We start from the raw sequence: 25,442 nt of genomic DNA, 5'->3' as shown, positions 1-25,442 counted from the left end.
CTGACCCTGGTTCAGCTGGCTGTTTCCTGCAGCTCTCGCACGATAGAGCCGTAGCCGCCTGCGCTCTCATAATCGATTTCGGGGGACGTGCTGTGGCGCGACAGGGCCGCGTTGCGGAAGGGAAAGCGCCCAAACAGACGGATCACTTCACGGTGCGCCCGCGCATGCAGCATGTTGTTCGCGCCCGTCTGTGGCATCCGCTCTTTCATCAGGCGCACGCAGCGTTCCTGATCACATAGATTTTCCGAATGCATCAAGGGCATATAGAAAAACTGGCGCGCGGGTTCGTCGATCTTCATATCCCATTTGCGATTGATCGCATTCTTGGCAGCGCAAAGCGCCCTACGATCGGAATGGAACGCCTCTTTGGAACCACGGAACATGTTGCGCGGAAACTGATCCATCAAGATGATATAGGCGAGGGCACCGGTCGGATAGGTCAGCCAGAGAGAGAACCGGCCGCTGCAGCCCGCCTCCCAGGTGTCTTTGAACCGCTCTCGAATAGTGTCGTCCAAGGCTTCATCGCTCAGATACCAGCCGTCTTCACCAACCTCATCCAACCAGAATTTGAGGATATCTTCCGGGCCCTGCATTGTGCCATCTCCACGTATTAATACTGAGGATAACTTCAGACCATTTTACGGGTGATTTGCAAGTGACCCTGGGTCACTAATTGTAACACACAGGGCCATTTGTTGAAATATTACTCACAAACCCAAAAGGTTAGCGCAATCACCCCGCCTCGGTGGCGGCTTCTTGCTCCTCTATGTCGGTTTCGATGGCATATTCCTGTGCGAATTCCACCGCAACAGGAGAACCCGTCAGCGACATCGGCGCCATGATCCCGGTTTCATCCGAAGGAATCGCGGCACGCTGCGTGGTACGGTACAGCGCGTAGCATGCCAGCGCCCCCAGCAAGACCGCCATGAACAGGAAATATCCCGGAGGGCCAAAAATCGCATCGCTCATGATCCAGCCCGTGATCACCGGCCCGGCAATGGCCCCCAGCCCGTTGATAAAGACCAGCCCGCCCGAGGCCGCCGCCATATCGTCGTGCTCCAGATAGTCATTGGTATGGGCGATCAACAGCGAATAAAGCGGGTTGGACATACCGCCAATAAAGAAGGCGGCAACAAGCAAAAAGCTGTACTCGCCGCCCATGACCACCCCCATAAGCGCAGCGCCCCCCCCCAGAGCCGAAGCCGCCAGAACAAGAATCCGGCGATCCATCCAGTCAGACATCCAGCCCAGCGGATATTGCAGCACAATCGCCCCAATATAAAAGGTGGCGATAAAGACCGAGATTTGCGTCAGGCTTAACCCAGCCTCGGCGGCGTAGACCGCGCTCATGCCGAATTGCGCCGAGAATACGCCCCCCAGCAGGAACATCCCCACACAGCCCAGCGGTGAAACTTTCATCAGGGCACGCAGGGACATCGGTTTGGTGGTGTCAAAGGCCGGCGTGGGCGAGATCGACAGCAAAATCGGCGCAAAAGAAACCGAGATCACCACCGAGGCAATCACAAAAGTTTCATAGCCTGCCGGATCCCCCACCAACATCAGCGCCTGGGCCGTCACGATGCCAACCGTCTGCACAATCATATAAAGAGACAGCGCCTTGCCCCGGTTGGCATTGTCCGCCGCATTGTTCAGCCAGCTTTCCGCCGTGACATACACGCCCGAAAAGCAAAACCCGATCAGGGCGCGGCCCAGCATCCAGGCAATGGGGTTGGCCACCGCCGGATACAGGATCATTACTGCCGAAATCAGCGAGGCCAGCGCCGCAAAGACCCGCACATGGCCAACCCGGCGGATCATTTCAGGCGCCAGACGCGAGCCCCCCAGAAAGCCGACAAAATAGGCGGACATAACAAAGGACATCTGCAGGGTGGAAAAGCCTTCCATGGCGCCGCGCACACCCAGGATGGTGCCCTGCATGCCATTGCCAATCATCAGCATGCCCATGCCCAACAGCAGCGCCCATGCGCTCGACAAAACCTGCAGCATCTCGGTAACTCCTTTACCGACGAGAACAAACCGCAGGCCACAATGGTCCAGCAGCCTCAGCCCGCCTGTTATTTCTGACCCAAAGCCCCCTGACTGGCAGAGGTACTATTCTATGTTCAGGATTGGTTTCGCACGCCAGAACCCTCGGCGGGATCAGAACGCATACTGCCTAGGCTTGTCTAGCAAGATTAGCGCTAATTCTGCGACGTATTCGTCTTTTGCGGCAGCAAAAGCGACCCGTCGCCATAAGAAAAGAAACGATAACGATTTTTCACTGCGTGATCATAGATTTCGCGCACCCTCTCTGCCCCCATCAAGGCAGAGATCAGCATCAACAGCGTCGATTTTGGCAGGTGAAAATTCGTCATCAGCGCATCGGCCACATGAAAGGTGAAACCGGGATAGATAAAGATGTCGGTCTCCCCCTCCCAGGCCGCAATCTCGCCAGAACGCGCGGCACTTTCTATCAGCCGCAGCGCCGTGGTCCCTACCGGAATGACACGCCCCCCGGCTGCCTTGGTGGCAGCAATCTCGGTCGCGGCCTCGGGGCTGACACGGCCCCATTCCGCGTGCATCTTGTGGCGGGTCACATCCTCGACCTTGACCGGCAGAAAGGTGCCCGCCCCCACATGCAGCGTCACATAGGTAAAGGTGACGCCCTTGGCCGCCAGATGCGCCAGCAGCGGGGCATCAAAATGCAAAGAAGCGGTTGGCGCAGCCACCGCGCCCGCATGCCGGGCCCAGATCGTCTGGTAATCCTCTTTATCCCGGTCATCGGCTGCGCGTTTGGCGGCGATATAGGGCGGCAAGGGCATGGCACCAGCCGCGTTCAGCGCCTGATCAAAATCATCCCCTGTCAGATTGAACCGCAGCACCCCCTGGCCGTCTTCGACCCGCACCAACTCTGCCGTCAGGGAATCGGAAAATACCAGCTCTTCGCCCGGTTTGATCTTTTTCAAGGGTTTGAGCAGCGCTGACCAACCGCCATCCGGCTTGGGATCCAGCAGGGTCACCTCGATCTTGGCAGCGGTCTTGCCCTGTGCGGTGTCTCGGTGGCGCAGACCTGATAACCGCGCCGGGATGACGCGGGTGTCATTCAACACCAGCCGATCGCCGCTCTGCAATAGATCGACAAGGTCGCCAACATGTGCATCCTGCAACTGGTTTGGCGTGGCCACCAGCAAGCGGGCCGAGCTGCGCGGGCTTGCCGGGCGGGTGGCTATCAGATCTTCAGGCAGGTCAAAGTCAAAATCGCTCAGTTTCATGGCGCTCCTTTACGAGGTTTCACACGCCTTGACCATGGCCCAGATCTGCGCCGAGCCCAGAAAATTCCACCGGCCTAGCGTTCACCACCGCTGTTGCTGGGGCGATGCGGTGGATCTGGCGCGCGTTCTTCCACCGGAGCCCCCGGCACTGTCGGCGCCTTGCCGCGAAAAATGTCCCGGACAATCCCCGGGGCCAGGGCGGACAGCGGATTGACACTGACACTCGGGTCATCCGCGCTGCCTTTCAGCTTGAAGGCAAAGCCAAACAACCCCTCGCCCTTGCGCGCCACCACGCGCCCGATGGCATTGATCAGATAGATCGGCGAAATCACCCCGCGCATATCCAGCGCACCATTGCGCAGATCATAGATCCCATCCATCGAGATCCCCATGGACGGGCCGACGGCGCTGCTCTCATGCAGGGTCAGATGGGTGGACCCCAAGCGGAACTTAGCCTCGACCCCGGTGAACAGGATCCCCCCGCCGGAAAGCTCATCCAGCAGGCCAATCACACTGATCGCATTCAACAGGGCGGCCATTGATGGCGCGTTCTTAATCCGGGTATTCTGGATCTTGATCTCGCCGTCATATTCGCCCGCAACCGAGGCTGGCACCAGGGTCATGTCAAAACTGCCACCCCGGCCATGGCGCAGAATACCCGCCGCTTGAAACACCCCGCCGGCATCTTTTGACCGGAGGCGCATTGCGATGCCGCCGCCCTGTGGCACCACCACCCCCGAAACCGTCGGTGCCCCGTTGAGCCGCCCGGTGAATTGGCCGTTGAACCCGCCATTGGTAGAAAACCGCCCCTCAAACCCGGTGAGGGCGATGCTCTCGGTGACCTGCAACCGATCCAGCCGCATGGTGATCGGGCCAGTTGACGCGCCGCCGCCAGAGCTGCTGCCGCTTTCTGCAGAAAACGGTGCCTTTTGCAGGTCCAGCGTCCCCCCCGTCACCTGCAGATCTGCCTGGCCATTGTTTCGTCCGACAAACTGCACCGCCCCCTGCAGCCAGTTGCCCACAGTCACCGAAGAGAAGCTGGCACGGTCCAGCCCGCCGCCTGGCGTAACGCTGACCTGGCCCTGCGCCGTCAGCCCCGGCGCAGAGAGCGACAGCCGGTCCACCTTGGCCGGTGTTGACAGTGTCGCCTCCAGATCCAGCCTGCCCGTCGTCGGCGGCGCCTTGCGCCAGCTGATCGGCGCGATCCGCAGATCAAGCCCGGCCAGATCCGACGACAGCTGCAGCTTGGGTGGCTGATCCGGGGCCAGATCCAGTTGGTAGTCTCCCTGTCCCTGCCCGGCAACGGTGCCATCGGGCAAACCGATTTCAAAGGTCGCAAGCGCAGCGGCGCTGATCTCAACCCGGCCAGTGACCTGGCTGGCGCGGCTGACATCCTTGCCCACGGCCTGTTGCCAATGGGCTGTCAGCGGCACCCCCGAAAGCCTGCCTGCCCCCGATAGCGACACCTGCCCCTGATCGCCGCGCAACTCCAGACGCTGCGCGGCGACCTCTTGTCCGGGCACCAGCACGGTACTGCGCACATCGCGAACCACCCCGGTGTAGTGATAGGTAATCTCCTCCGGGGCCACCTTCCGCTTCAGCGGCAAGGCCAGGGTGCCCACGACATTGATCTGCCCCGCCGCCAGATCGACCGGCAATTCGGCCTTGTCCATAATGGCCAGCGGCGGCCGGTTCAGCAGCGACAGCCCCGCCGTGACCGAGCCCTGCGCCACCACTCGCGCAATCCCCGGCGTGCCGTCCTTGACCGTCGTATCCGGAATAATGAAAGAGGTCCCCGCCACCGAGACAGAGCCGCCTTGATCCGCCGTCACCGTGCCTTTGCGGGCGACGATGACCATCCGGTTGCCATAGAGGCTGAAATGCCCCGCCGCATCCTGTACCGGCGGCAAATGTTTCTGAAACTTGACCTCTGCGCCGGAAAAATTCGCTTCCAGCGCCACAAAGGGCCTGTCCCGCCCCTTGCCCCGCAGGGCAAAGTTCACCGCCTGCGCCTGCGCCTTCGCCACATTCTGCAACACCCAGCGCCGCGGTTTTTCCGCTGCCCCAGCGGGCCAGAGCGATTTCACCTGGGCCAGATCCAGCAGATCTGACTGCGCGTTCAGGGCATAGTCCCAGCCTTCCTCTCCGGTCTTGATATCACCATTCAGGTGGATCTGACGGCCCTCGTGCTCCACCAGCATTTCGCCCAGCTGAAAGCGAAAAGGCGCAGGTTGCAGGTGGAAATCAGCCGTTACCCCGGCAAAGACCTGCGGCGTCGGGTAAAGCCCGGCTGGGTTCAGGGTCAGGTCGCGAAAGTGCAGTTGCCCCACCAGATCGGTCAGCCGCCCATCGCGTATCCCCGCCAGATCGGCCTGCCCCTCCATGGTGCCAGAGCCCCAGCCGCTGCTGACCTTCAGCTCGTCAAACTGCAAGCGCTGGTCCTGCGGGTAATAGGTGAAATAGCTATGCGCCCCGTGAATCGGAATCGGCAGTGTCTGCGGCGAAGGCTGGATAACCCCCTCGCCAATCTGCAAGATCGCCGAAAGCGGCAGCAGCCCGCCGTCCGCATCAACACCACCACGCAGCGAGCCCGAAATCGCCGCGCGCAGCACCTGCAACCAGCCAAGCGCCGGCGCCTGCACCGCAATATCCTCGCTGGCAATATCACTGACCAAAATTCCAAACTGGGCCGCAACTTCGCCAATCTCCGAAGTATAGCTGGCCTCGACCACCCCAACATCCTGGCGACCGCTCAGCACCGAAAAGCCGGCCGAAATGGTCAGGGTCTCATCCTGCCGTTCAAACCCCACCTGGCCGCCATCCATGATCCAGACGCGGCCAAGCCGGGCATCCTCATAGCGCAGCGTCACGCCTTCGATTGTCACATCGACCAAGGCAGAAAGCTGCGGCAGCTGGAACTGGCTGTCCCATTGTTCAATCAGTTGCGGCAGGCTCTCCGCCTGGCGCAGTGGCGACCCCCCTTCGGCGAAACTCAGCGCGATACTATCCGTTTCACGCCGCAGACTGGCATATAATCCATTGAAATATATCCGCTTTGGCCGCAGTCGCGCCCGAAGAAGCGGCCGCATGGCAATGGAAATTTCGGCATCCGCCAGCTGCAGAATAGGGCCGCCGTCCGCGCCGCGCAGAACCACGTCGCGCAGGCCCAACCGGGGCCGCCAACCGTGATTGACCACAAAGTTGAGCTCGCCAAACTCCAGCTGCAGTCCATTCAGGTTCTGTTCCAGCCGGGCCTCGACGCGTTGGCGCAGCCAATTCGGGGCCTGCATCTTGGTGCCGACGCCAAAATAGATCGCCCCCGCAGCCAGAAAACACAGGACCACAACCAGCCGAATAGTCCACCGCAACAGCTGCCAGTGCCAGCGGCGCCGATGCGCAGCCTGCCTCTGGGTCACTTTCGTCACTTGCGACGCATCCGGCGTGCCAAGGTCGGTGTTTTCCGCCTCTGGTTCGATCGCTGTTTATCCTTTGCCCGTGATGGCCTATTTGTGACAGGAAGACCCTGCCAACCCGTTTTGGAGACAAACAAAATGCTCGACGCTCATGATCCGGCCCCGCTTTTCACCCTGCCCCGCGATGGCGGCGGCGAATGCTCTCTTGCGCAGATGCAAGGCTCGGTGGTTGTTCTGTTTTTCTACCCCCGCGATGATACGCCGGGCTGTACCAAAGAATCCATCGGCTTTTCGGCCCATCTGCAAGCCTTTGCCGATGCTGGCGCCCAGGTGTTTGGCATTTCCAAGGATCCGATTTCCAAACATGAAAAATTCATCGCCAAACACGCGCTGACCACACCATTGTTGTCGGATGCCGATCACAGCACCTGCGAAGACTACGGCGTCTGGAAAGAAAAAAACATGTACGGCAAAAAACACTGGGGCATCGAGCGCTCGACCTTTCTAATCGACGCCGAAGGCAAAATCGCCCGCGTCTGGCGCAAGGTCAAAGTCGACGGCCATGTCGAAGAGGTGCTTGCCGCCGCCAAGGCCTTGTAACCCGCCCTGCAACCGGGGCTGCGGCTGCCGGTCCAAGCTTCGCTTCGGAGCCGCCCGTCACCTGGCCCCGATCAGCCATTTTTGCGGCCACAAAGCCAGATAAATCGCCGAGGGGCCCCTTTGGGGAGACGGCTATTTATCTTGCGACGGGGCTGCGGAAATGGCAGGGGCTGATCAGGTGATGGGGGTTCTGAAGCCTTCGCTTTGGAGGGTCCCTGATCTTGCCTACCTTTCCCTCCGGTTCTCTATAAGGATCCCGCATGACTGCTCCGCTCAGCCTCGCTCAGATGGCCACCCAGGTGCTGACCACCGCCGATGGCAAGGAAAAGACCGCCCTGTCGCGGCGCCATGCCGCCGCCTGGCGCGACGCGCGCAGCCACACCCCCTGCACTATAGAGATTGGCACCGCCACGCCTCCGCTGCATCCCGCCCGGCCGGACCGGCCGGAATTGCTCAGCCCGCGCGATGTGCCCAAACGCAAACCCGGCAGCGAGGCCGGCCGGATTGCGCTGCTGCATGCGGTTGCCCATATCGAGTTGAACGCGGTTGATCTGCACTGGGACATCATTGCACGCTTTTCCCATGTGCCTTTGCCGATTGGCTTCTTTGATGACTGGGTGAAGGCGGCGGACGAAGAATCAAAACATTTTGGCCTGATGTGCGATTGCCTGGAAAACCTGGGCAGCCACTATGGTGCGCTGCCGGCCCACCAGGGCATGTGGAAAGCCGCCGAAGACACCGCCGAGGATCTGATGGCCCGCCTTGCGGTAGTGCCCATGGTGCTGGAAGCGCGCGGACTGGATGTGACCCCCGGCATGATCAAGATCTTTCGCCAGGCCAAGCTGACCCAGGCGGTAGAGGCGCTGGAGGTGATCTATTCCGAAGAAGTCAGCCATGTGGCCTATGGCTCCAAATGGTTCTACTTTCTGTGTGGCCGCGACAACCTGGACCCGAAAGGCGTTTTTCACGATCTGGTGAAGCGCTACTTCCACAGCCCGCTAAAGCCGCCTTTCAACGAGGAAAAGCGCGCAGATGCCGGTCTCCCGCCTGATTTCTACTGGCCGCTGGCCGATCAGGTGAAGCCGATTTCCGGCATCTGATACCGCGGGCTTTGCTTTCCGAGGTCTGCCCCACGGCTTACTGGCGGTAATCCGCCTAAAGGCGGCGCAATACTGTGCCTAGGGATCGGCAGGTGCAGCGCAGTGGCGGAATTCCCCCATCACCCTTGCTCAACACCTCGGTGATGGCTAAAGATTTCGCCCACAGAGCAACCGCACGGGGATGACGGTCGCTCTGGCTCAATTGGGATGGAACAAGGATCAGCGCGTGCGCACACGTCTGGCTATAAAGATACACTCGTTTCTGGAACATTGGTTTCCGGAACGCCGGGTGTTTTTGAAATCGGATGCAGATACCCGCTTCGTGCGGCTTCGACCGGAAACCCAGCTGATTGCCACCCTTGGCATGGTCCTGTTTGTCGCCTGGTCAATTGTCGCCACAGCTATCGTCTTGATGGATAGTATCGGGTCGGGCAATTTCCGCGAACAGGCCAAGCGCGATCAAATGACCTATCGCGCCCGGTTGAATGATATTTCAGGCGAACGCGACAGCCGCGCCGAAGAGGCCCTCGCAGCGCAAGAGCGCTTTAACGCGGCGCTGGCGCAGATCTCGCTGATGCAGTCGGAACTGCTCACCTCTGAAACCCGGCGCCAGGAATTGGAAACCGGGATCGAAGTGATCCAAACCACCCTGCGCCAGACCATGACCCAGCGCGACAACAGCCGCGCCGAACTGGCAGCCCTGCGCCAGAATGCCGAGGCAGAGGGCGCCGCACCTCTGATGGCAGGTGCCACACCTTTGCAGATGGATTTCCTGTCGACGGTGCTGTCCGAAACCGCCAATGAGCGCGACCAGATCGAAGCCGATGCCAAGGCCGCCCTGGAACAGCGCGACGAAATAGAGCTGGAGCTGGAGCTTCTCAACGAGCGCAACGACCAGATTTTCCGCCAATTGGAAGAGGCGGTGACCGTCTCTGTCACCCCTTTGGACAAGATGTTCAAAAACGCAGGCATGCCACCAGATCGCATTCTGGAGCAAGTCCGGCGTGGCTATAGCGGTCAGGGCGGTCCGCTTGCCCCTTTAGCCCTGTCCACCCGCGGTGAAGAACCCTCCGCGGAAGAGCTGCGCGCCAACAAGATTCTTGATCAGTTGGACCAGTTGAACCTCTATCGCATGGCGGCCCAGCAGGCCCCCTTTGCCAATCCGGTGAATTTGGGACTGGTGCGCCGGTCTTCCGGCTTTGGCTACCGCCGCGACCCCAAGACCGGTGGCCGCCGCCTGCACAAAGGATCTGATTTTGCTGGTAAAACCGGCACAGATATCTACGCCACAGCCGATGGCACCGTCACCCACGCGGGCTGGCAATCCGGTTATGGCAAACTTGTTACCATTCAGCATGCCTTTGGGATTGAGACGAAATACGCTCATAACTCAAATCTGCGCGTCAAGGTGGGCCAAAGGGTCTCGCGCGGGGATCACATTGCTGATATGGGTAACACCGGACGGTCCACCGGGACCCACCTCCACTATGAGGTTAGGGTCAATGGCAAACCCGTAAACCCGATGATCTATATCAAGGCTGCAAGAAATGTTTTCTAAGAGCAAAATCAACGAGCCCGGACCAAAGCAGGCCGAGGCGACCCCAACAGCTGCACCAGCGGCTGCCGCGCCTGCTGCGCCCTCCGGCGATTACAAGCCGGCAGCACCAAAGGCAAAACCGCCTGCGTCGCTGCTCAGCTCGGATCTGCATATCGCAGGCAACCTGAAAACCTCTGGCGATATCCAGGTTGAAGGCACCGTCGAAGGTGATATCCGCGCCCATTTGCTGACAGTTGGCGAAACCGCCACCATCAAGGGCGAAGTTGTTGCCGATGACGTTGTGGTCAATGGCCGCGTCGTTGGCCGTGTCCGTGGCCTGAAGGTACGTCTGACTGCCACCGCCCGCGTCGAAGGCGACATCATCCACAAGACCATCGCAATTGAAAGCGGCGCCCATTTTGAGGGCTCGGTCCAACGTCAGGATGACCCGCTGACCCCCGGTGGCAAAAAAGCAATGCCCGCAGGCACCGCTGCAGCGCCAGCTGCCGCGCACGCCGCACCATCTGCCGCTGTCAAGGCCGCCACAAGCGCCGCCAAAGCCGAAGGCTAAGCCGACACGCGACCGGCTCTGACGCAAGAGACGATATCAAGTTATCAAAGGCACCGAAGCTCTCTTCGGTGCCTTTTTGCTTGCCTGCGACAGCACAACCCAAGGCAGCACCTGGTCTTTACATCATCTACCCAGGTGTTAAAAAGGTCCCGATAATTTAACGTTAATTTTTGAAACTTGGAAATTACAGGTATGACAAAGTTCGTCATCAATGACCCTAGCGGCACTTGGACCGCAGATTTTCTCAACAACGATGATTTTGCCAACCCCGTCCTGGCTTACCGAAGCTCAACCACGCTGATCATCACCGGCAGCAACGGCGCGGCGATGACGCTGCGGGGAAACTTTTCCTCAAGCAGCTACTACCTTTGGACCTTTAGCACGATTTATGTAAGCGAATACGGCGCGACCAAATACACTATCTCTGATTTTCACCTTCGCTTCACGCAGCTGGATTCACTGGGCGGCAGCTCCATGCTTTATGGGCACGATAGCATCATCTCCAACATGATGACGGGCAGTGTTTTTAGAACCTATGGCGGCAATGATACCATCGACGCCGGCACAGGCAATGACAGCATCGACGGCGGCACGGGCACAGACCAGGTTGTTATTGCCGACAGATATGCTGACGCAGATATCTCGCAGGTGGGATCACTGATCCAGGTGGATTCCGCTGATGGCGTTGATGTGCTCCATTCGGTTGAGCTGTTGCAGTTCCAGGACAAAACCGTTGCTGTTCAAGCTGGTACCTCCTATGCGAACACCCTGACCGGAGATCAGCAATCGCAGACCGCCGACGATCTCATCTTTGCCGGGGAAGGCAAAGATACCGTATCCGGCGGTACCGGCGATGACACGATCATGGGGGGCAGCGGTGCGGATCTGTTGCATGGCGATGATGGCGCTGACCAATTGATTGGCGGTAATGGCCACGACACTCTAGCAGGCGGCCGGGGCAATGATGTGTTGTTTGGGAATGAAGGCGACGATTCCCTCGATGGCGGCGATGGTCACGACTGGCTGCTGGGCGGCGGCGGCAAGGACAGGCTGTTTGGCGGCCAGGGGGCTGACCAACTGAAGGCCGGTTCGGGCAGTGATTTACTCAATGGTGGCGGCGGCCGGGATAAGCTCTGGGGGGGCAATGGTAACGACACCCTGAAAGGCGGCTATGGCAACGACCGGATTCAAGCCGGCACGGGCAATGACAAGCTGTTCGGAAACGAAGGCGCCGACCGGCTCTTGGCTGGCAGCGGCAAGGACACGTTATTTGGCGACCAGGGGGATGACTGGTTGTTCGGCGACAGTGACAACGATGTGCTTGTTGGCGGCGATGGTCAGGATCAGCTCTTTGGCGGCAGCGGCAATGATACGCTGAACGGCGATCTCGGCGATGATCTGCTGACTGGCGATTCTGGCGCTGATTTCTTTATCTTCCGCAGCGGGCATGGGAATGACACAATTTCCGACTTTGAACTTGGCCAGGACAAGATTGTCATCGGCCGCGGTGCCTCTTGGTTCAAGCAGTTGGATTTTGCACAGCAGGGCGATGACGTTCTTGTTTCTTTCTCTGATGTGACAATCCTGGTTGAAGACATGACCCTGGCGCAGCTGCAAGACGCCGATAACTTTCTGTTGTGATCCTGGCCTGACAGGCCCACCCCATTGCCGACGGTCCGCGCTGGGGATGGCTGGGCAGGCGGTGGCCACCAAAAGCAAAGCCGCGCCAAGGAAATCCTGGCGCGGCTTTGTCACTGTACACCACCTGCCCTAGCTAGACACAACAGGGCGGGGCCGGTGGTTTTGCCATCACTCGGTGGCGGTCACTTTCACCATCACATCGGGCTTGCCGACAACGGCACCATTGGCGCCTGCGCCCAGCTTGATCGCATCGACAATATCCATGCCCTCGGTCACGGTGCCGACAACGGTGTATTGACCGTTGAGGAAATGACCCGGCTTGAACATGATGAAGAACTGCGAATTGGCGCTATTGGGGTTCTGCGAGCGCGCCATGCCAACAATGCCGCGATCAAAGGGGCGATCCGAAAACTCGGCAGGCAGATCAGGACGATCGGACCCGCCCATGCCGGCGCGGCCCATATCGCCGCCCATCTTGCCAAACTGGACATCACCGGTCTGCGCCATAAAGCCATCGATAACACGGTGGAACACCACGCCATCATACTTGCCCTCAGAGGCCAGCGCGGTGATCTGCTCCACATGTTTGGGGGCGACGTCTTCAAACAGGTCGATCTTCACCAGACCGTTGGCACCTTCGCCCTCGATCTGAATTTCCAGCCCCGAGGCCAGCGCCGAGCTGGCAACCAGGGAAAAAACCGCGGCCAGCTTAAACATCGGCAGCCACCTTGACGCTGATCATGCGATCAGGATTCGCGGGTGGCTCCCCCTTGGTGATGGCGTCGACGTGCTCCATACCCTCGATCACCCGGCCATAGACGGTATACTGACCGTTGAGGAAATGATTGTCCTTGAAGTTGATGAAGAACTGCGAGTTGGCCGAATCCGGGTTTGCGGAACGGGCAGCCCCCAGGGTGCCACGGTCATGCGGCAGGCTGGAAAATTCGGCCGGCAGATTCGGGTGCTCGGACCCACCGGTGCCCGCCATGCGCAGGTTGAACCCATCTTCCATATCGCCATGTGCAACATCGCCGGTCTGCGCCATGAAACCATCGATAACACGGTGGAAACAGACATTGTCATATTCACCGGCGCGGGCCAGTTCCTTCATGCGTGCGGCATGTTTTGGGGCCACGTCCGCCAGCAGTTCGATGACAACATTGCCGTCTTTCAGCTCGACGATGACGGTGTTTTCTGGATCTTTGATCTCGGCCATGGGGCCCTCCTGTCGGTAAAATTTGCAACGATAGTTAAGCCGAGTGCCAGCAATTGCCAAGGGAGCATTGACTGACAGCTAAAAAGCGCTGAAACAACGGGGCAAAATCCCGGAATATCTGCACAGAGGAGCCTCTCATGGGCTGGAAAACACTGGATGACATGGACCTGGCCGGCAAAGGCGTGTTGGTGCGCGTGGACATCAACGTCCCATTGGTTGATGGCGTGGTGACCGATTCCACCCGAATCCGCCGCATTGCCCCCACCGTGCGCGACATTCTTGCCGCCGGAGGCCGCCCGATCCTGCTGGCGCATTTTGGCCGCCCGGCAGGCGAACGTCGTGACAGCCTGTCCCTGAACCAGCTGGTGCCGACGCTGGAGCGCGCCTTTGAAACCAAGGTGCATTTTGCCACCGATTGCGTCGGTCCCGCCGCCCGTGAGGCCGTCAAGGCGCAGCAGCCCGGTGAAGTGCTGCTGCTGGAAAACACCCGCTTTCACCCCGGCGAGACCAAGAACGACCCGGCGCTAGCCGCTGGCATGGCCGAGCTGGGGGATATCTATTGCAACGATGCCTTTTCCGCCGCCCATCGCGCCCATAGCTCTACCGAGGCGCTGGCGCGGTTGCTACCCGCCTGTGCCGGGCGGCTCATGCAGGCGGAACTGCAGGCACTGGAAAGCGCCCTGGGTGCGCCAAAGCGCCCTGTCACTGCCGTGGTTGGCGGGGCCAAGGTCTCGACCAAACTGGAACTTCTGGGCAACCTGGTGGAAAAGGTGGATTATCTGATCATCGGCGGCGGCATGGCCAATACATTCCTGGTGGCCAAGGGCGTTGCTGTTGGCAACTCGCTTGCCGAACATCAGATGGCAGAGACCGCGCTGCAAATTCTTGCCAAAGCAAAGGCCAAGGGCTGCAAGATCATCCTGCCCACCGATATTGTCGTCGCTGAAAAATTTGCCACCCATGCGCCACATCAGACCCTGCCGGTGGACCAATGCCCCGAAGCGGGCATGATCCTGGATGCAGGCCCCGACAGCGTCAAAACCATCACCGGGATTTTTGAGCAGAGCAAAACCCTGATCTGGAACGGCCCGCTGGGAGCCTTTGAGCTGGAGCCCTTTGATGCCGCAACCAATGCCGCCGCGCTGAAGGCCGCTGAGCTGGCGCGGGCCGGTGCCCTGGTTGCTGTGGCAGGTGGTGGCGATACAGTTGCCGCGCTGAATGCCTCTGGGGCAGCGGCAGACTTCACCTATATCTCCACTGCGGGCGGTGCCTTTCTGGAGTGGATGGAAGGCAAGGTGCTGCCCGGCGTCGCAGCCCTGGAGAGCTAGGCCCAAGTGGGGCAAGGGCTGGGGCCATCGCTTGCGTGACATGCCCCCCCCTTGCGCCGCCCTGCCCCCCCCTACCAACATGCCAACATGCTGTTGAATACGGCCCTTCGCCTGCGGTTGACGGCAGGCAGTAGCGATATGTTCTGTCGTGATGGACAGGGTCAGGCCAGCCCGTATCCGGGGCTGGCCGCCCCACCTCTTAACAAACCGTTAACGGAAAATTTTCTATCCCCTTGTGGATAAAAGGGGATTCACAAACCGAATCACTTGTGCCATAAAGAATGCAGAGGCAGGAACAACCGGCCCAACACAGACTTGAGCAGTAACATACAGGCACTTCAATTGACCCGAAGCAGCACGCCTTCCATAGGTTCCTTTACCTTCTTTGTCGTTGCGTTTGCGCTGAGCGCATATTTCACCTTTGCCGCCGTGCAGGGGGATTTCGGGTTGTTCAGAAGAGTTGAGATCCAGGCCGAAGCCGATGGGCTTCGCCTGGATCTTGATCGCCTGAACCTTGAAATCTCTGAAATAGAGAACCTCACCCACCGGCTGTCGGATAACTACCTGGACCTTGATCTGCTGGATCAACAGGCTCGCTCCGTGCTGGGTATGCTGCGGTCTGACGAAATCGTCATTCGCTGATCTCACCCGTTACAGACGCCTGACATAAAGGCCATTGCATCCGGCTGTTGAACCGGCCTGCCCGTCGTGCAACCATGCCGCCACGGATACCAGTGTTGCAGCTGGCGGATGGGGCCTGTGGCCAATACTCAGCCCGCATGCGCTGAATTGACCGGTCGTTACAAAATGTCTCGCCAGCTGCGCCAATTTGAACTATGAATTAGTTTAACACTAAACTATCTAGCCTCAAAGGGGGAGCCCGCACCGATGGCAGCTAGGAAAAGCACAAAGAAACCAAACGTTTCTGCCGAAGAACTGACCAAATATTATCGTGACATGCTTTTGATCCGTCGATTCGAGGAAAAGGCAGGCCAGCTTTATGGCATGGGCCTGATCGGCGGCTTCTGTCACCTTTACATCGGGCAGGAAGCCGTCGTTGTCGGCCTGGAAGCTGCTGCAGAAGACGGCGACAAGCGCATCACCTCCTATCGGGATCACGGTCATATGCTGGCCTGCGGCATGGACCCGAATGGCGTCATGGCCGAACTGACCGGCCGTGAGGGCGGCTATTCCAAGGGCAAGGGCGGGTCGATGCACATGTTCTCGAAAGAGAAACATTTCTACGGTGGCCACGGCATCGTGGCGGCACAAGTGCCGCTGGGGGCTGGTCTGGCCTTTGCCGACAAGTATAAAGAAAACGGCCGTGTGACCTTTACCTATTTTGGCGATGGCGCTGCCAACCAGGGCCAGGTCTATGAGACCTTCAACATGGCCGCGATCTGGGATTTACCAGTGGTTTTTGTAATTGAAAACAACCAATACGCCATGGGTACCGCGCAGGCGCGCTCAACCTCTACCCCGGATATCTACACCCGTGGCGCCGCCTTTGGCATCCCCGGTGAAGCCGTCGACGGCATGGATGTACTGGCGGTCAAAGAGGCCAGCGAACGCGCGGTCGGGCACTGCCGCTCAGGCAAGGGGCCTTATATCCTGGAGGTGAAGACCTATCGCTATCGTGGCCATTCCATGTCCGACCCTGCCAAGTACCGCACCCGCGAGGAAGTGCAGAAAATGCGCAGCGAACGCGACCCGATTGAACAGGTCCGCGACCTGCTGCTGACTGGCAAACATGCCAGCGAGGAAGATCTGAAAGCGATCGACAAGGAAATCAAGGAAGTGGTCAACCAGTCCGCTGAATTTGCCCGCACCAGCCCGGAGCCAGCGCTTGATGAGCTCTGGACCGATATTTACGCCTGAGGGGAAGAAATTAGATATGGCAACTGAAATTCTGATGCCCGCCCTGTCGCCAACCATGGAAGAGGGCACCCTGGCCAAATGGCTGGTCAAAGAGGGTGACACTGTCAGCTCTGGTGACATTCTGGCCGAGATCGAAACCGACAAGGCCACCATGGAGTTCGAGGCGGTTGACGAGGGGATCATTGGCAAGATCCTGATCAGCGATGGCTCTGAGGGGGTAAAGGTCAACACCCCCATCGCCATGCTGGTCGAAGAGGGCGAGAGCCTGGACGCCGCGCCTGCGGCGCAGGAAGAAGCGCCAACGGCCGGGGCACCTGCGGCGCCCGCAGCCGCCGTCGCTGCTGCCGCGCCCAAATCGCAACCCGAGGTGGACACCAGCCCCGACTGGCCGGAAGGCACAGAGGTTGTCAAAACCACCGTCCGCGAGGCCCTGCGCGATGCCATGGCCGAGGAAATGCGCGGCAACGAAAACGTCTTTTTGATGGGCGAGGAAGTCGCCGAATATGAAGGCGCTTACAAGATCTCTCAGGGGCTGCTGGATGAATTCGGCCCCAAACGGGTCATCGACACGCCGATCACCGAACATGGGTTTGCGGGTATTGCCACCGGCGCAGCCTTTGCCGGGTTGAACCCGATTGTCGAGTTCATGACCTTCAACTTTGCCATGCAGGCGATTGATCAGATCATCAACTCTGCGGCCAAGACATTGTATATGTCCGGCGGTCAGATGGGCGCGCCCATGGTGTTTCGTGGCCCCAATGGGGCAGCCGCCCGCGTTGGGGCCCAGCACAGCCAGGACTATGCGGCCTGGTATATGCAGATCCCTGGCCTCAAGGTGGTGATGCCCTATTCGGCCTCTGATGCCAAAGGCCTGCTGAAAACCGCCATCCGCGATGCCAACCCGGTGATCTTCCTGGAGAATGAAATTCTCTATGGGCGTTCGTTCGATGTGCCAAAGATGGATGATTTCACCGTACCCTTTGGCAAGGCTAGGATCTGGCGTGAGGGCACCGATGCCACCATCGTCTCCTTTGGGATCGGCATGCACTACGCCCTGGAAGCAGCGGACAAGCTGGCGGAAGAAGGTATCAGCGCCGAGGTCATCGACCTGCGCACCCTGCGCCCGATGGATCTGCCCACGGTGATCAAATCTGTCATGAAGACCAATCGTCTGGTCACCGTCGAGGAAGGCTGGCCGCAGGGCTCTGTCGGCAGCTATATCGCGTCGGAAGTGATGCAGCAGGCCTTTGATTACCTTGATGCGCCGGTGGTGACCTGCACCGGCAAGGATGTGCCCATGCCCTATGCGGCAAACCTGGAACGCCACGCGCTGATCACCACCGATGAAGTGGTCGCCGCCGTGAAACAAGTGACCTACCGGTAAGGAGCGCGAGAAGCATGCCCACAGAAATCCTGATGCCCGCACTCTCCCCCACCATGGAGGAAGGCACCCTGGCCAAATGGCTGGTCAAAGAAGGCGATACCGTGTCGTCCGGTGATCTCATTGCTGAAATCGAGACGGACAAGGCCACCATGGAGTTTGAAGCCGTCGATGAAGGTGTTGTTGGCAAGATCCTCATTGCCGAAGGCTCCGAAGGCGTGAAAGTCAACACGGCCATTGCAGTGCTGCTGGAAGAGGGCGAAAGCGCCGATGATATTGGCGCGACACCGGCCAAGGCAGGAGAAGCTGCGCCCGCAGCCGACGCGGGTAACAAAGCGGCCCCTGCGGTCGCTGCGGCGCCCGCTTCCCCTGCCCCGGCAGCCCCTGCTGCGGCAGATGGGACACGCATCTTTGCGTCGCCTCTGGCGCGGCGTATCGCGGCCGACAAGGGGCTTGATCTGGCACAGCTCAGCGGCTCTGGCCCGCGCGGTCGCATCGTCAAAGCCGACGTAGAAACCGCCACAGCCACCACATCGCCAGCCGCCCCTGCCGCCAAGGAGCCCTCTGCCGCGGCGGCCGCAGCCGTCGCCACCGGTGCCTCTGCCGATATGGTTGCCCGAATGTATGAAGGGCGCGACTATGACGAGGTTTCCCTTGACGGCATGCGCAAGACCATCGCTGCGCGCCTGACAGAGGCCAAGCAGACCGTGCCGCATTTCTACCTGCGCCGTGATATCCAACTGGACGCGCTGCTGAAATTCCGCAGCCAGTTGAACAAACAGCTGGAAACCCGTGGCGTCAAACTTTCGGTCAATGACTTCATCATCAAGGCCGTGGCGCTGGCGCTACAGGCGGTGCCCGAGGCCAATGCCGTCTGGGCCGGCGATCGCGTGCTTCAGATGAAGGCATCGGATGTGGCTGTGGCCGTGGCGATCGAGGGCGGCTTGTTCACCCCTGTCTTGCAGGACAGCGAGATGAAATCCCTCTCGGCGCTCTCGGCCGAGATGAAAGACCTCGCCACCCGCGCCCGTGATCGCAAGCTGGCCCCGCATGAATATCAAGGCGGCAGCTTTGCGATTTCCAACCTCGGGATGTTTGGCATCGACAACTTTGACGCCATCGTCAATCCGCCCCATGCCGGCATTCTTGCCGTGGGCGCAGGCGCCAAGAAACCCGTTGTTGGTGCAGATGGTGAACTGACGGTCGCCACGGTGATGAGCGTCACCATGTCGGTTGACCACCGGGTCATCGACGGTGCTCTGGGGGCCCAGTTGCTACAGGCAATTGTCGAAAACCTGGAAAACCCGATGGTCATGCTGGCCTGACCCTCCTTAAAGGTACAACAGACAAACCACCCGCAGGCTGCCCTGCGGGTGGTTTCTTGTATGGCTGACTGATCGCCCGCCGAGAGCGTGTCGCGGTCATTCACAGCCAGCCGATAGGCTCTCGCGTGTTGATTTCGCGTTTCAACAAGCGCAAAACCGGTCTCCATTTTCAAGCGACATGCGCTAGTCAGCCCCGGGGATAAGATCGCAGACACGAAAAAGGGGGCAGTGGCCCCCTCTTGCCAGGCAATGTTTCCCTGGACCGAACCGTGCGTAAGCAAACGCGGCCTGGCCAATCTATACCGCCCCGGCCCACAGAGACCTGGCGCGCCTAGGTGTCGTCGCGCTGCGCCGAAAGGACCTGATCCATGCTGATCGAGGGTTGATCGCAGCCTGCTTCACCAACGATTCTGGCAGGCACACCCGCCACTGTCTTGCATGGGGGCACCTCTGACAGCACAACCGAGCCCGCAGCGATCCGGCTGCAATGGCCGACGCGGATATTACCCAGAACCTTGGCGCCGGCGCCAATCAGCACCCCGTCTTCGATCTTGGGGTGGCGGTCTTCTTCTTCTTTGCCAGTCCCGCCCAGGGTCACCGAATGCAACATAGAGACATTATCGCCGACCACCGCAGTTTCACCAATGACGATAGAATGGGCATGGTCGATCATGATCCCCCGGCCAATTCTGGCACCGGGATGAATGTCGACGCCAAAGATTTCCGAAATACGCATCTGGAAAAAGAACGCCAGGTCCTGATCGCCCTGCAACCACAGCCAATGTGCAATCCGATAGGCCTGCACCGCCTGATAGCCCTTGAAATACAGGATAGGCTGCACCAGCCGATGGCAAGCGGGATCACGATCATAAACCGCCATCAAATCAGCCCGCGCCGCCGCGATCAGATCCGGGTCCGAGGCATAGGCCGTCTCGACGATTTCACGCAGGATCACCATCGACATCTCGTTCGAGCATAGCTTGGCCGAAATGCGGTAAGACAGCGCTTTCTCTAGCGTTGGGTGATGCAGGATACAGGCATGAATCAAGCCCCCCATCAGCGGCTGCTTGGCGACGGCCTCCTGGGCTTCGGCGGAAATCTGTTCCCAGACCGGGTCCAGCGGGGTTACGGCTCTGCGCGTCTTGATCATGATATGCTGTCCTTTTGTCACCCTTAGGTTTGCATTTAGGGCAGAAAAACCCAAGCGCAAACCCTTGATGGCAAAGATTTCCAAAATGAATATGTCGGGGCCGGAAAATAATAAGCCCGCAAGGGTGCGCTGCCAATGATGGCCAAGCCCGGTGTGCAGCTGTTCAGTCCTGCTGCCGCTGCGCAGGCGGCAATCGGCGCTGCAGCTCTTGCAGCGATATCATCAAGCACTTGATATAACACGGATCATCCCAGAATGGTTCTGTCGCAAGACGGCAGCAGCGCCGCGCCACCGCGTCCAAAGAGCCATTGCCCCACTGCGGATGCAGGGTGCCGGTGTGCGCGACATGGGCGGCGGCCAGGGCGGCGCGGTCAAACAGTTCCTGGCACAGGGCCTGGCGTTTTTCTGCTGAATGCGCCAGCAGGGCGCGCGACAGGCTGCTCAGATCCTGCGGCAAAACGGGCAAGAGCACTGGCAGCTTTCTGGATCGCGGTGCGGGCGGCACCTGGCCACCCGCCTGCATTTCATGGATTTTCATTGGTGCAGATTTCGTGAAACTGGCCCCTGCCGCCTCACCGCATTAACCCAGCGGCTGACAGCTGGCAAAGCCGGCACCGTAGCGATCAGACAGCTGCGCAACCTCAATCAGGTCTCCCTGCAACGCCCCATCGGCGCTTTGCGCACTTTGGCTATAGGTCCAGGCAGCTGTGGTCACCGTCTCTTCACGCAGCACGGCAGCGCCACGCAGCACACGCAACCGATAGGCCTCTTGGTTTTCGCCCAGCGGGATTTCGGCCAGATCCCAGCTATCGCCTTCGATCCGGCTGCGCCGGATCCAGCTGACCAGGATATTGTCCCCCAGATCCCCCTGCAGCCGCAAATGCACCGGCGCATAGGGACGCAGCCCGTTGCCATCAAAGGCCTCAAGCCGGTGCAGATAGCTGGGGTCATCATAGCTGCGCCGCGCCGGACCGATGCGGTAATGCCGGGCAATACGGCGCTGGGCCAGCGACAGATCGACCTGATTGAAGCTGCCATCCAGCAGCACCACATAGGACCCTTCGGGCCAGAGCGCGGGCATCAGCCCATCGCTGCCAAGCTGGCCACGCAGACGCCCCCGCAGCATATAGGTGTCCGGTGCCACCAACTCTGCCTCGCAGAACTGAAAGATCTCCCAGTTGTCTGGGCTGCCATCGCCGATGGCCACTGCATTCGCCCCATTCAGCACCGCAGCTTTATCGCGGCTCTGCAGCGTGCCGGAAATCAATTTGACCTGCAGATCCGCCCCCAGATCCCAACGCCCAGGTGCCGCTGCGGCCAGCGCCGTTTCAGTCAGACCAATTGTACTGCGGGCGGCGATGATCTGCTCCAGCTCATAGGCGGCATCGCTGCCCGAGCTGTAGAGCGCCACACTGCCGGGCCAGGGATCGGACGTTACCGCCAGATGCGGCGCATGCGGGACCTCCTCTCCTGTCAGCAGCGGCAGATCCAGAAACAGCGGCAAGACCGGCAGCGGCGGCGCGAAAATCGCCCCCCTGGGCAGGGTCTCGGCAATGTCAGCGGGCTGGTAGACCTCTGGCTCGATCCGCACCGCCTCGACGGTCTGTGCCGTGGCCAGTTCCATCCGGTCAAGCCGGTAGCGCGCGCCCGGTTGCGCCGCTGGGCGCAGCTCGTCTTCCCCGACAGGCGACGCCTCAGCCGTCGTTTCAGCAGGCAAGGTGACAACATCCCCGACCCCCAGATGCAGCTGCGACGGCGGCAGCACAAAGCGGGCGGTATCACGGGCGACGCGGGATTCGGCCAGCCAACGCTGGACGATCTGCCCCGCCTCACTCTGCGTCAGCACCAAGGAGAGCTCATGCGAGCTGACGGCATGGGTTGCCTCATCCGGCAGGCTCGCCTCGACAGAGGCCGTGTCATAGTTGCTGCCCCAAGCGATGTAGCGCAGGCGCACCCGCCCCGCCAGCTCGGCCTCAGCCTCGCGGCGCAGCTCCAGCACGCCGTCAAGCTCTTCGCTGGCCACCAATTCCTGCTGTTGCAGCGCAGCAACCTCGTTGCCCTGACGCAGGCGAAATTCCAACACCCCGTCGCGCTCGATACTGTCAAAGCCATATCGCAGGCTCAGCGGTTGCAGGGCGGCGCGGGCCGGGGCAACATCGCCCAGCCCATAGCCATGCACAATCCCGTAGAGCTGGCTGACATCAATCCGATCCTGCCCGGAATTGCGGCAGATTTCATCCACCACAGAGGCCAGACTGCGCTGCCCAGCGCGCCCGTTCAGCCAATGCCCGCGCAGATAGTTTGCGCCGTCGCTCCAGATATCGCCACGATTGGGAAAGGCGGGAAAGGGACGCGCATCCCAGGCCCAGACATAAGCGTTGCTCATATCCAGCATTCGCCCCTCATATTCCGTTGACAGCGGATTATGCGTCGGCTCGCGCCAATACCCGATCAGGGCGCGCAGATATTGCAGCTGCATCAGATCATCGCGCTGGCCGTTGGAATATTTTGGCAGCCGCGATTCAGAGCTTTTGGGATCGAGAAATTTGTTGGGCTGGTTCGTCCCCTTATCAATGGCGGCGCAGCCCAGTTCGGTGAACCAGATCGGTTTCTTTTGTGGCTGCCAGGGGCTGGGCACCGCCTGGCGCACCCCATCAATGCGATCATAGTGCTGATTGGACCACCAGTTCTTCAGATCCTTGTAGCGCCAGATCCAGGGTTCATCATGGGCACCGTCGGTGATCGGCGTGCGGATCTGGGCAGCTTCGGCTTCGGGGGAATGGTAGTACCAGTCATAGCCTTCGCCGCCTTCGACATTGGCGCGCAGATAGTCCAGATCATAAATGCTTTTGCTACCCGCCACCCGGTCCAGATGATTCTGCCCCTCGCGCCAGTCGGACAGCGGCATGTAATTGTCGATCCCGATGAAATCGATGTTGTTATCAGCCCAAAGCGGATCAAGGTGAAAATACCGGTTACCATCAGGGCTTTGGTAACCCCAATATTCCGACCAATCTGCCGCATAGCTGATCTTGGCATCCGGCAGCAAGAGACGCACCTGCGCCGCAAGATCGCGCAGCGCGGCAACGGCGGGAAAGCCCGTCGCGCCACGGATCTGGGTCAGCGCGCGCATTTCGGAACTGATGCAAAAGGCCTCTACGCCCCCGGCGGCGGCACAGAGCGCCGCGTAATGCAGGATAAAGCGCCGCAGCCCCCAATCCACCGCGCCCGTATAGGTGACCTGCCCGGCAGAGATGATGAAATCAGAGGCAGTGGCACCGCCCATAAAGGCCGCGACCTCGGCCTCGGCATCAAGGGTCTGATCCGGGCTGCCAGGCTGTCCCGGTGCCTGCGACAGGGTGATACGCCCCCGCCAGGGCAGATGCGGCTGACCGGTCTGCTGGCTCCAGGGGTCTGGCAGGCTATTGCCTGTGGTTTGATCCATCAGGATAAAGGGGTAGAACATCACCCGCTTGCGCGCCGCTTTCAGCGCGACAATCGCCTCTATCACCGAGGCATCCGCCGGGGTCCCCCCATAGAGAGAGCGGTCTTCGCTATCCTTGGGGACCAGCCCAGCACTTGCGCGGTTCACCCCGGATACCTTCCAGGGCATCGGCACGCCATCGGCCTGTTTCTGGTCCACCTTGGGTTTGATCTGACACTGGGCACAGCGCAGATCATTGCCAAACCAGGACACAATAAGCGAAGCCGCCTCGCAGGCGGGCAGCTCGCTGTTCAATGCCGCAAGCGAGGTGGCAAGATCGCTCTGCCCCGAGGCGCTATGGCTATTGGCACCCTTGGACTGCCCCGGCCCGGCGCTATAGTGTATCGGCGTGGTGGCCAGGGCATATTCCCCGGTGCCCGGCATCAGGGCAACGCCTTTGACCAGCTGCCCCAGGTCCAGGTCATACTCGGGGCTGTCTGGCTGCTCTGGCCGCACCACTTCAAAGGAGAACTGCGGCACCCGGTTGCCAAAGCGCTCCAGCGCGATGTTTTCCATGACCACATAGGCGGTGCCGCGATAGGCCGGCACCTCGCCCGTGCCTTCGACCGCCTCCATCAGGGGATCCGGCAACTGATCTGGGGTGCCGCGATAGACCGTCATGTTCAATGCCAGCGGCGAGATCTCTTCGCCATCGACCCAGACCCGTGGCACCGAAGCGATCTCGCCCACACAGAGCGCGATCGCCAGCGACACCGAATAGCTGTAGCGGGTGGTGGTGGGCTGGCGGGGGGCCCCCTTGCCGCTGCCACCACCTGTTGTCGTTGTGGTTTCCAGAAAGTCACTGGCCCAGATCACCTGCCCCCCAATGCGGCTACGGCCAAAGACCTGGGCGATGGGGGCACCCTGGATGGCCTCGGTCAGGCGAAACCGGTCCACCCGGCCCACCTCGACCGCTTCGGAACCAGCGCCAAGCAAGCGCTCATCTATCGCCCGCCCCAGGGTCGCGCCCACTGCGCGGCCAATGGCGACGCTGGACAGCCCCGCAACGCTGCCCCCAATAGAGCCGCCAATCGCCGCTCCGGCTGCAGAAAGAACAATGGTTGCCATCAGCTCAGCTCCTCAGGGTAGGTAAAGCGCGCCACGATGCGGCGCTGCCAGGGGCCCGTCAGGGCACTTTCCACCACGCCACGACCAGAATAGGCGTGAATAAAGGCTGCTCCGCTGGCGGGACCGGCCCGATGGCACGGCACACGCGATTGCAGGCCAAGATGTTTGGCCACCGCACCCGCCCGCATCCGAAACAGCAAAACATCCCCCAGCGCGGCCGCGTCCAGGGGTTTGGGGGTCAGGTAGCGCCGCGCCGCCTGCCACAGACGTTCCTGGCCCTGGGGTTCTGACCAATCCAGCGAATAGGCCGGGGGTTTCGCGGGCTCCTGCCCATAGAGATCCCGCCAGACCCCGCGGATAAGCCCCAGACAATCACAGCCTCCCCGGTAACAGCTGGCCTGGTGCAGATAGGGCGTGCCCAGCCAGCGACGCGCTGCGGTGACTGCCCGCATATTCCCCTGCGGCGCAGAAGAACCTG

The 25,442-nt window shown here is 60.4% G+C and carries 20 protein-coding genes; 10 read left to right on the top strand and 10 right to left on the bottom strand.

Annotation, left to right across the window (positions count from 1 at the left end; genetic code table 11):
• Nucleotides 1–11 precede the first annotated feature (11 nt).
• The 4 genes from P2081_RS03565 to P2081_RS03550 form a co-directional block, all read right to left on the bottom strand.
• Nucleotides 12–593 (bottom strand): DUF924 family protein, encoded by a 582-nt coding sequence (locus tag P2081_RS03565; protein ID WP_278921513.1) that lies wholly within the window; start codon nt 591–593, stop codon nt 12–14.
• 139 nt (nt 594–732) lie between these two features.
• Nucleotides 733–2,007, bottom strand: coding sequence for an MFS transporter (locus P2081_RS03560; RefSeq protein WP_278921512.1), 1,275 nt, complete (start codon nt 2,005–2,007; stop codon nt 733–735).
• 194 nt (nt 2,008–2,201) lie between these two features.
• Nucleotides 2,202–3,272 carry a tRNA preQ1(34) S-adenosylmethionine ribosyltransferase-isomerase QueA gene (gene queA, locus P2081_RS03555; RefSeq protein ID WP_278921511.1) on the bottom strand — a complete coding sequence of 357 codons (1,071 nt, stop codon included), beginning with the start codon at nt 3,270–3,272 and terminating at the stop codon, nt 2,202–2,204.
• Between the two features lie 74 nt (nt 3,273–3,346).
• The gene (locus P2081_RS03550) at nt 3,347–6,688 is read right to left on the bottom strand and encodes a YhdP family protein (protein ID WP_278921510.1); all 3,342 of its coding nucleotides are present in this window, start codon (nt 6,686–6,688) and stop codon (nt 3,347–3,349) included.
• A 135-nt stretch (nt 6,689–6,823) separates the two neighbouring features.
• Here P2081_RS03550 and P2081_RS03545 point away from each other — a divergent pair, with 135 nt between their 5' ends.
• The 5 genes from P2081_RS03545 to P2081_RS03525 all read left to right on the top strand — a co-directional run bounded on the left by P2081_RS03545 (nt 6,824) and on the right by P2081_RS03525 (nt 12,134).
• Nucleotides 6,824–7,285 carry a peroxiredoxin gene (locus P2081_RS03545; protein WP_278921509.1) on the top strand — a complete coding sequence of 154 codons (462 nt, stop codon included), beginning with the start codon at nt 6,824–6,826 and terminating at the stop codon, nt 7,283–7,285.
• Nucleotides 7,286–7,545: 260 nt separating this feature from the next.
• A complete protein-coding gene (locus P2081_RS03540) occupies nt 7,546–8,385 on the top strand; it encodes a ferritin-like domain-containing protein (protein WP_278921508.1) in 840 nt (279 codons plus the stop codon).
• Between the two features lie 226 nt (nt 8,386–8,611).
• Nucleotides 8,612–9,943, top strand: coding sequence for a M23 family metallopeptidase (locus tag P2081_RS03535; RefSeq protein WP_278921507.1), 1,332 nt, complete (start codon nt 8,612–8,614; stop codon nt 9,941–9,943).
• On the top strand, nt 9,933–10,493 hold the full coding sequence (locus P2081_RS03530; RefSeq protein ID WP_278921506.1) for a bactofilin family protein: 561 nt from the start codon (nt 9,933–9,935) through the stop codon (nt 10,491–10,493). The genes P2081_RS03535 and P2081_RS03530 overlap by 11 nt, the downstream gene beginning before the upstream one ends.
• Nucleotides 10,494–10,685: 192 nt before the next feature.
• A complete protein-coding gene (locus P2081_RS03525; RefSeq protein ID WP_278921505.1) occupies nt 10,686–12,134 on the top strand; it encodes a calcium-binding protein in 1,449 nt (482 codons plus the stop codon).
• Nucleotides 12,135–12,302: 168 nt separating this feature from the next.
• Here P2081_RS03525 and P2081_RS03520 read toward each other — a convergent pair whose 3' ends face one another.
• Entirely contained in the window at nt 12,303–12,851 is a 549-nt protein-coding gene (locus P2081_RS03520; RefSeq protein ID WP_278921504.1) for a peptidylprolyl isomerase, read from the bottom strand.
• The gene (locus tag P2081_RS03515; protein ID WP_232402354.1) at nt 12,844–13,350 is read right to left on the bottom strand and encodes a peptidylprolyl isomerase; all 507 of its coding nucleotides are present in this window, start codon (nt 13,348–13,350) and stop codon (nt 12,844–12,846) included. The genes P2081_RS03520 and P2081_RS03515 overlap by 8 nt, the downstream gene beginning before the upstream one ends.
• 137 nt (nt 13,351–13,487) lie before the next feature.
• On the opposite strand from P2081_RS03515, the gene P2081_RS03510 reads away from it, so the two are divergent.
• The 5 genes from P2081_RS03510 (at nt 13,488) to P2081_RS03490 (ending at nt 19,262) form a co-directional block, all read left to right on the top strand.
• Nucleotides 13,488–14,678: a phosphoglycerate kinase gene (locus tag P2081_RS03510; protein WP_278921503.1), complete on the top strand. Its 1,191-nt coding sequence runs from the start codon at nt 13,488–13,490 to the stop codon at nt 14,676–14,678.
• Nucleotides 14,679–15,020: 342 nt separating this feature from the next.
• Nucleotides 15,021–15,320 carry an FtsB family cell division protein gene (locus P2081_RS03505; protein WP_278921502.1) on the top strand — a complete coding sequence of 100 codons (300 nt, stop codon included), beginning with the start codon at nt 15,021–15,023 and terminating at the stop codon, nt 15,318–15,320.
• Between the two features lie 246 nt (nt 15,321–15,566).
• The gene (gene pdhA, locus P2081_RS03500) at nt 15,567–16,556 is read left to right on the top strand and encodes a pyruvate dehydrogenase (acetyl-transferring) E1 component subunit alpha (RefSeq protein WP_232402347.1); all 990 of its coding nucleotides are present in this window, start codon (nt 15,567–15,569) and stop codon (nt 16,554–16,556) included.
• A gap of 16 nt (nt 16,557–16,572) precedes the next feature.
• Nucleotides 16,573–17,940: a pyruvate dehydrogenase complex E1 component subunit beta gene (locus P2081_RS03495; protein WP_278921501.1), complete on the top strand. Its 1,368-nt coding sequence runs from the start codon at nt 16,573–16,575 to the stop codon at nt 17,938–17,940.
• Nucleotides 17,941–17,954: 14 nt separating this feature from the next.
• Nucleotides 17,955–19,262 carry a pyruvate dehydrogenase complex dihydrolipoamide acetyltransferase gene (locus P2081_RS03490; RefSeq protein ID WP_278921500.1) on the top strand — a complete coding sequence of 436 codons (1,308 nt, stop codon included), beginning with the start codon at nt 17,955–17,957 and terminating at the stop codon, nt 19,260–19,262.
• Nucleotides 19,263–19,593: 331 nt separating this feature from the next.
• On the opposite strand, the gene cysE is transcribed toward P2081_RS03490, so the two are convergent.
• The 4 genes from cysE to P2081_RS03470 all read right to left on the bottom strand — a co-directional run bounded on the left by cysE (nt 19,594) and on the right by P2081_RS03470 (nt 25,416).
• Nucleotides 19,594–20,412: a serine O-acetyltransferase gene (cysE, locus tag P2081_RS03485; RefSeq protein ID WP_278921499.1), complete on the bottom strand. Its 819-nt coding sequence runs from the start codon at nt 20,410–20,412 to the stop codon at nt 19,594–19,596.
• A 163-nt stretch (nt 20,413–20,575) separates the two neighbouring features.
• Nucleotides 20,576–20,950: a DUF7742 family protein gene (locus P2081_RS03480; RefSeq protein WP_278921498.1), complete on the bottom strand. Its 375-nt coding sequence runs from the start codon at nt 20,948–20,950 to the stop codon at nt 20,576–20,578.
• 42 nt (nt 20,951–20,992) lie between these two features.
• Nucleotides 20,993–24,964 carry a baseplate multidomain protein megatron gene (locus P2081_RS03475; RefSeq protein WP_278921497.1) on the bottom strand — a complete coding sequence of 1,324 codons (3,972 nt, stop codon included), beginning with the start codon at nt 24,962–24,964 and terminating at the stop codon, nt 20,993–20,995.
• Entirely contained in the window at nt 24,964–25,416 is a 453-nt protein-coding gene (locus tag P2081_RS03470; RefSeq protein WP_278921946.1) for a C40 family peptidase, read from the bottom strand. Before P2081_RS03470 ends, P2081_RS03475 begins: the two co-directional genes overlap by 1 nt.
• Nucleotides 25,417–25,442 lie beyond the last annotated feature (26 nt).

Source organism: Pseudophaeobacter profundi (genome assembly GCF_029697505.1).
Lineage (GTDB): Bacteria > Pseudomonadota > Alphaproteobacteria > Rhodobacterales > Rhodobacteraceae > Pseudophaeobacter > Pseudophaeobacter profundi.
Note: the sequence above shows the minus strand (reverse complement) of the source record. Positions and strands in the feature narration are given on the sequence as shown.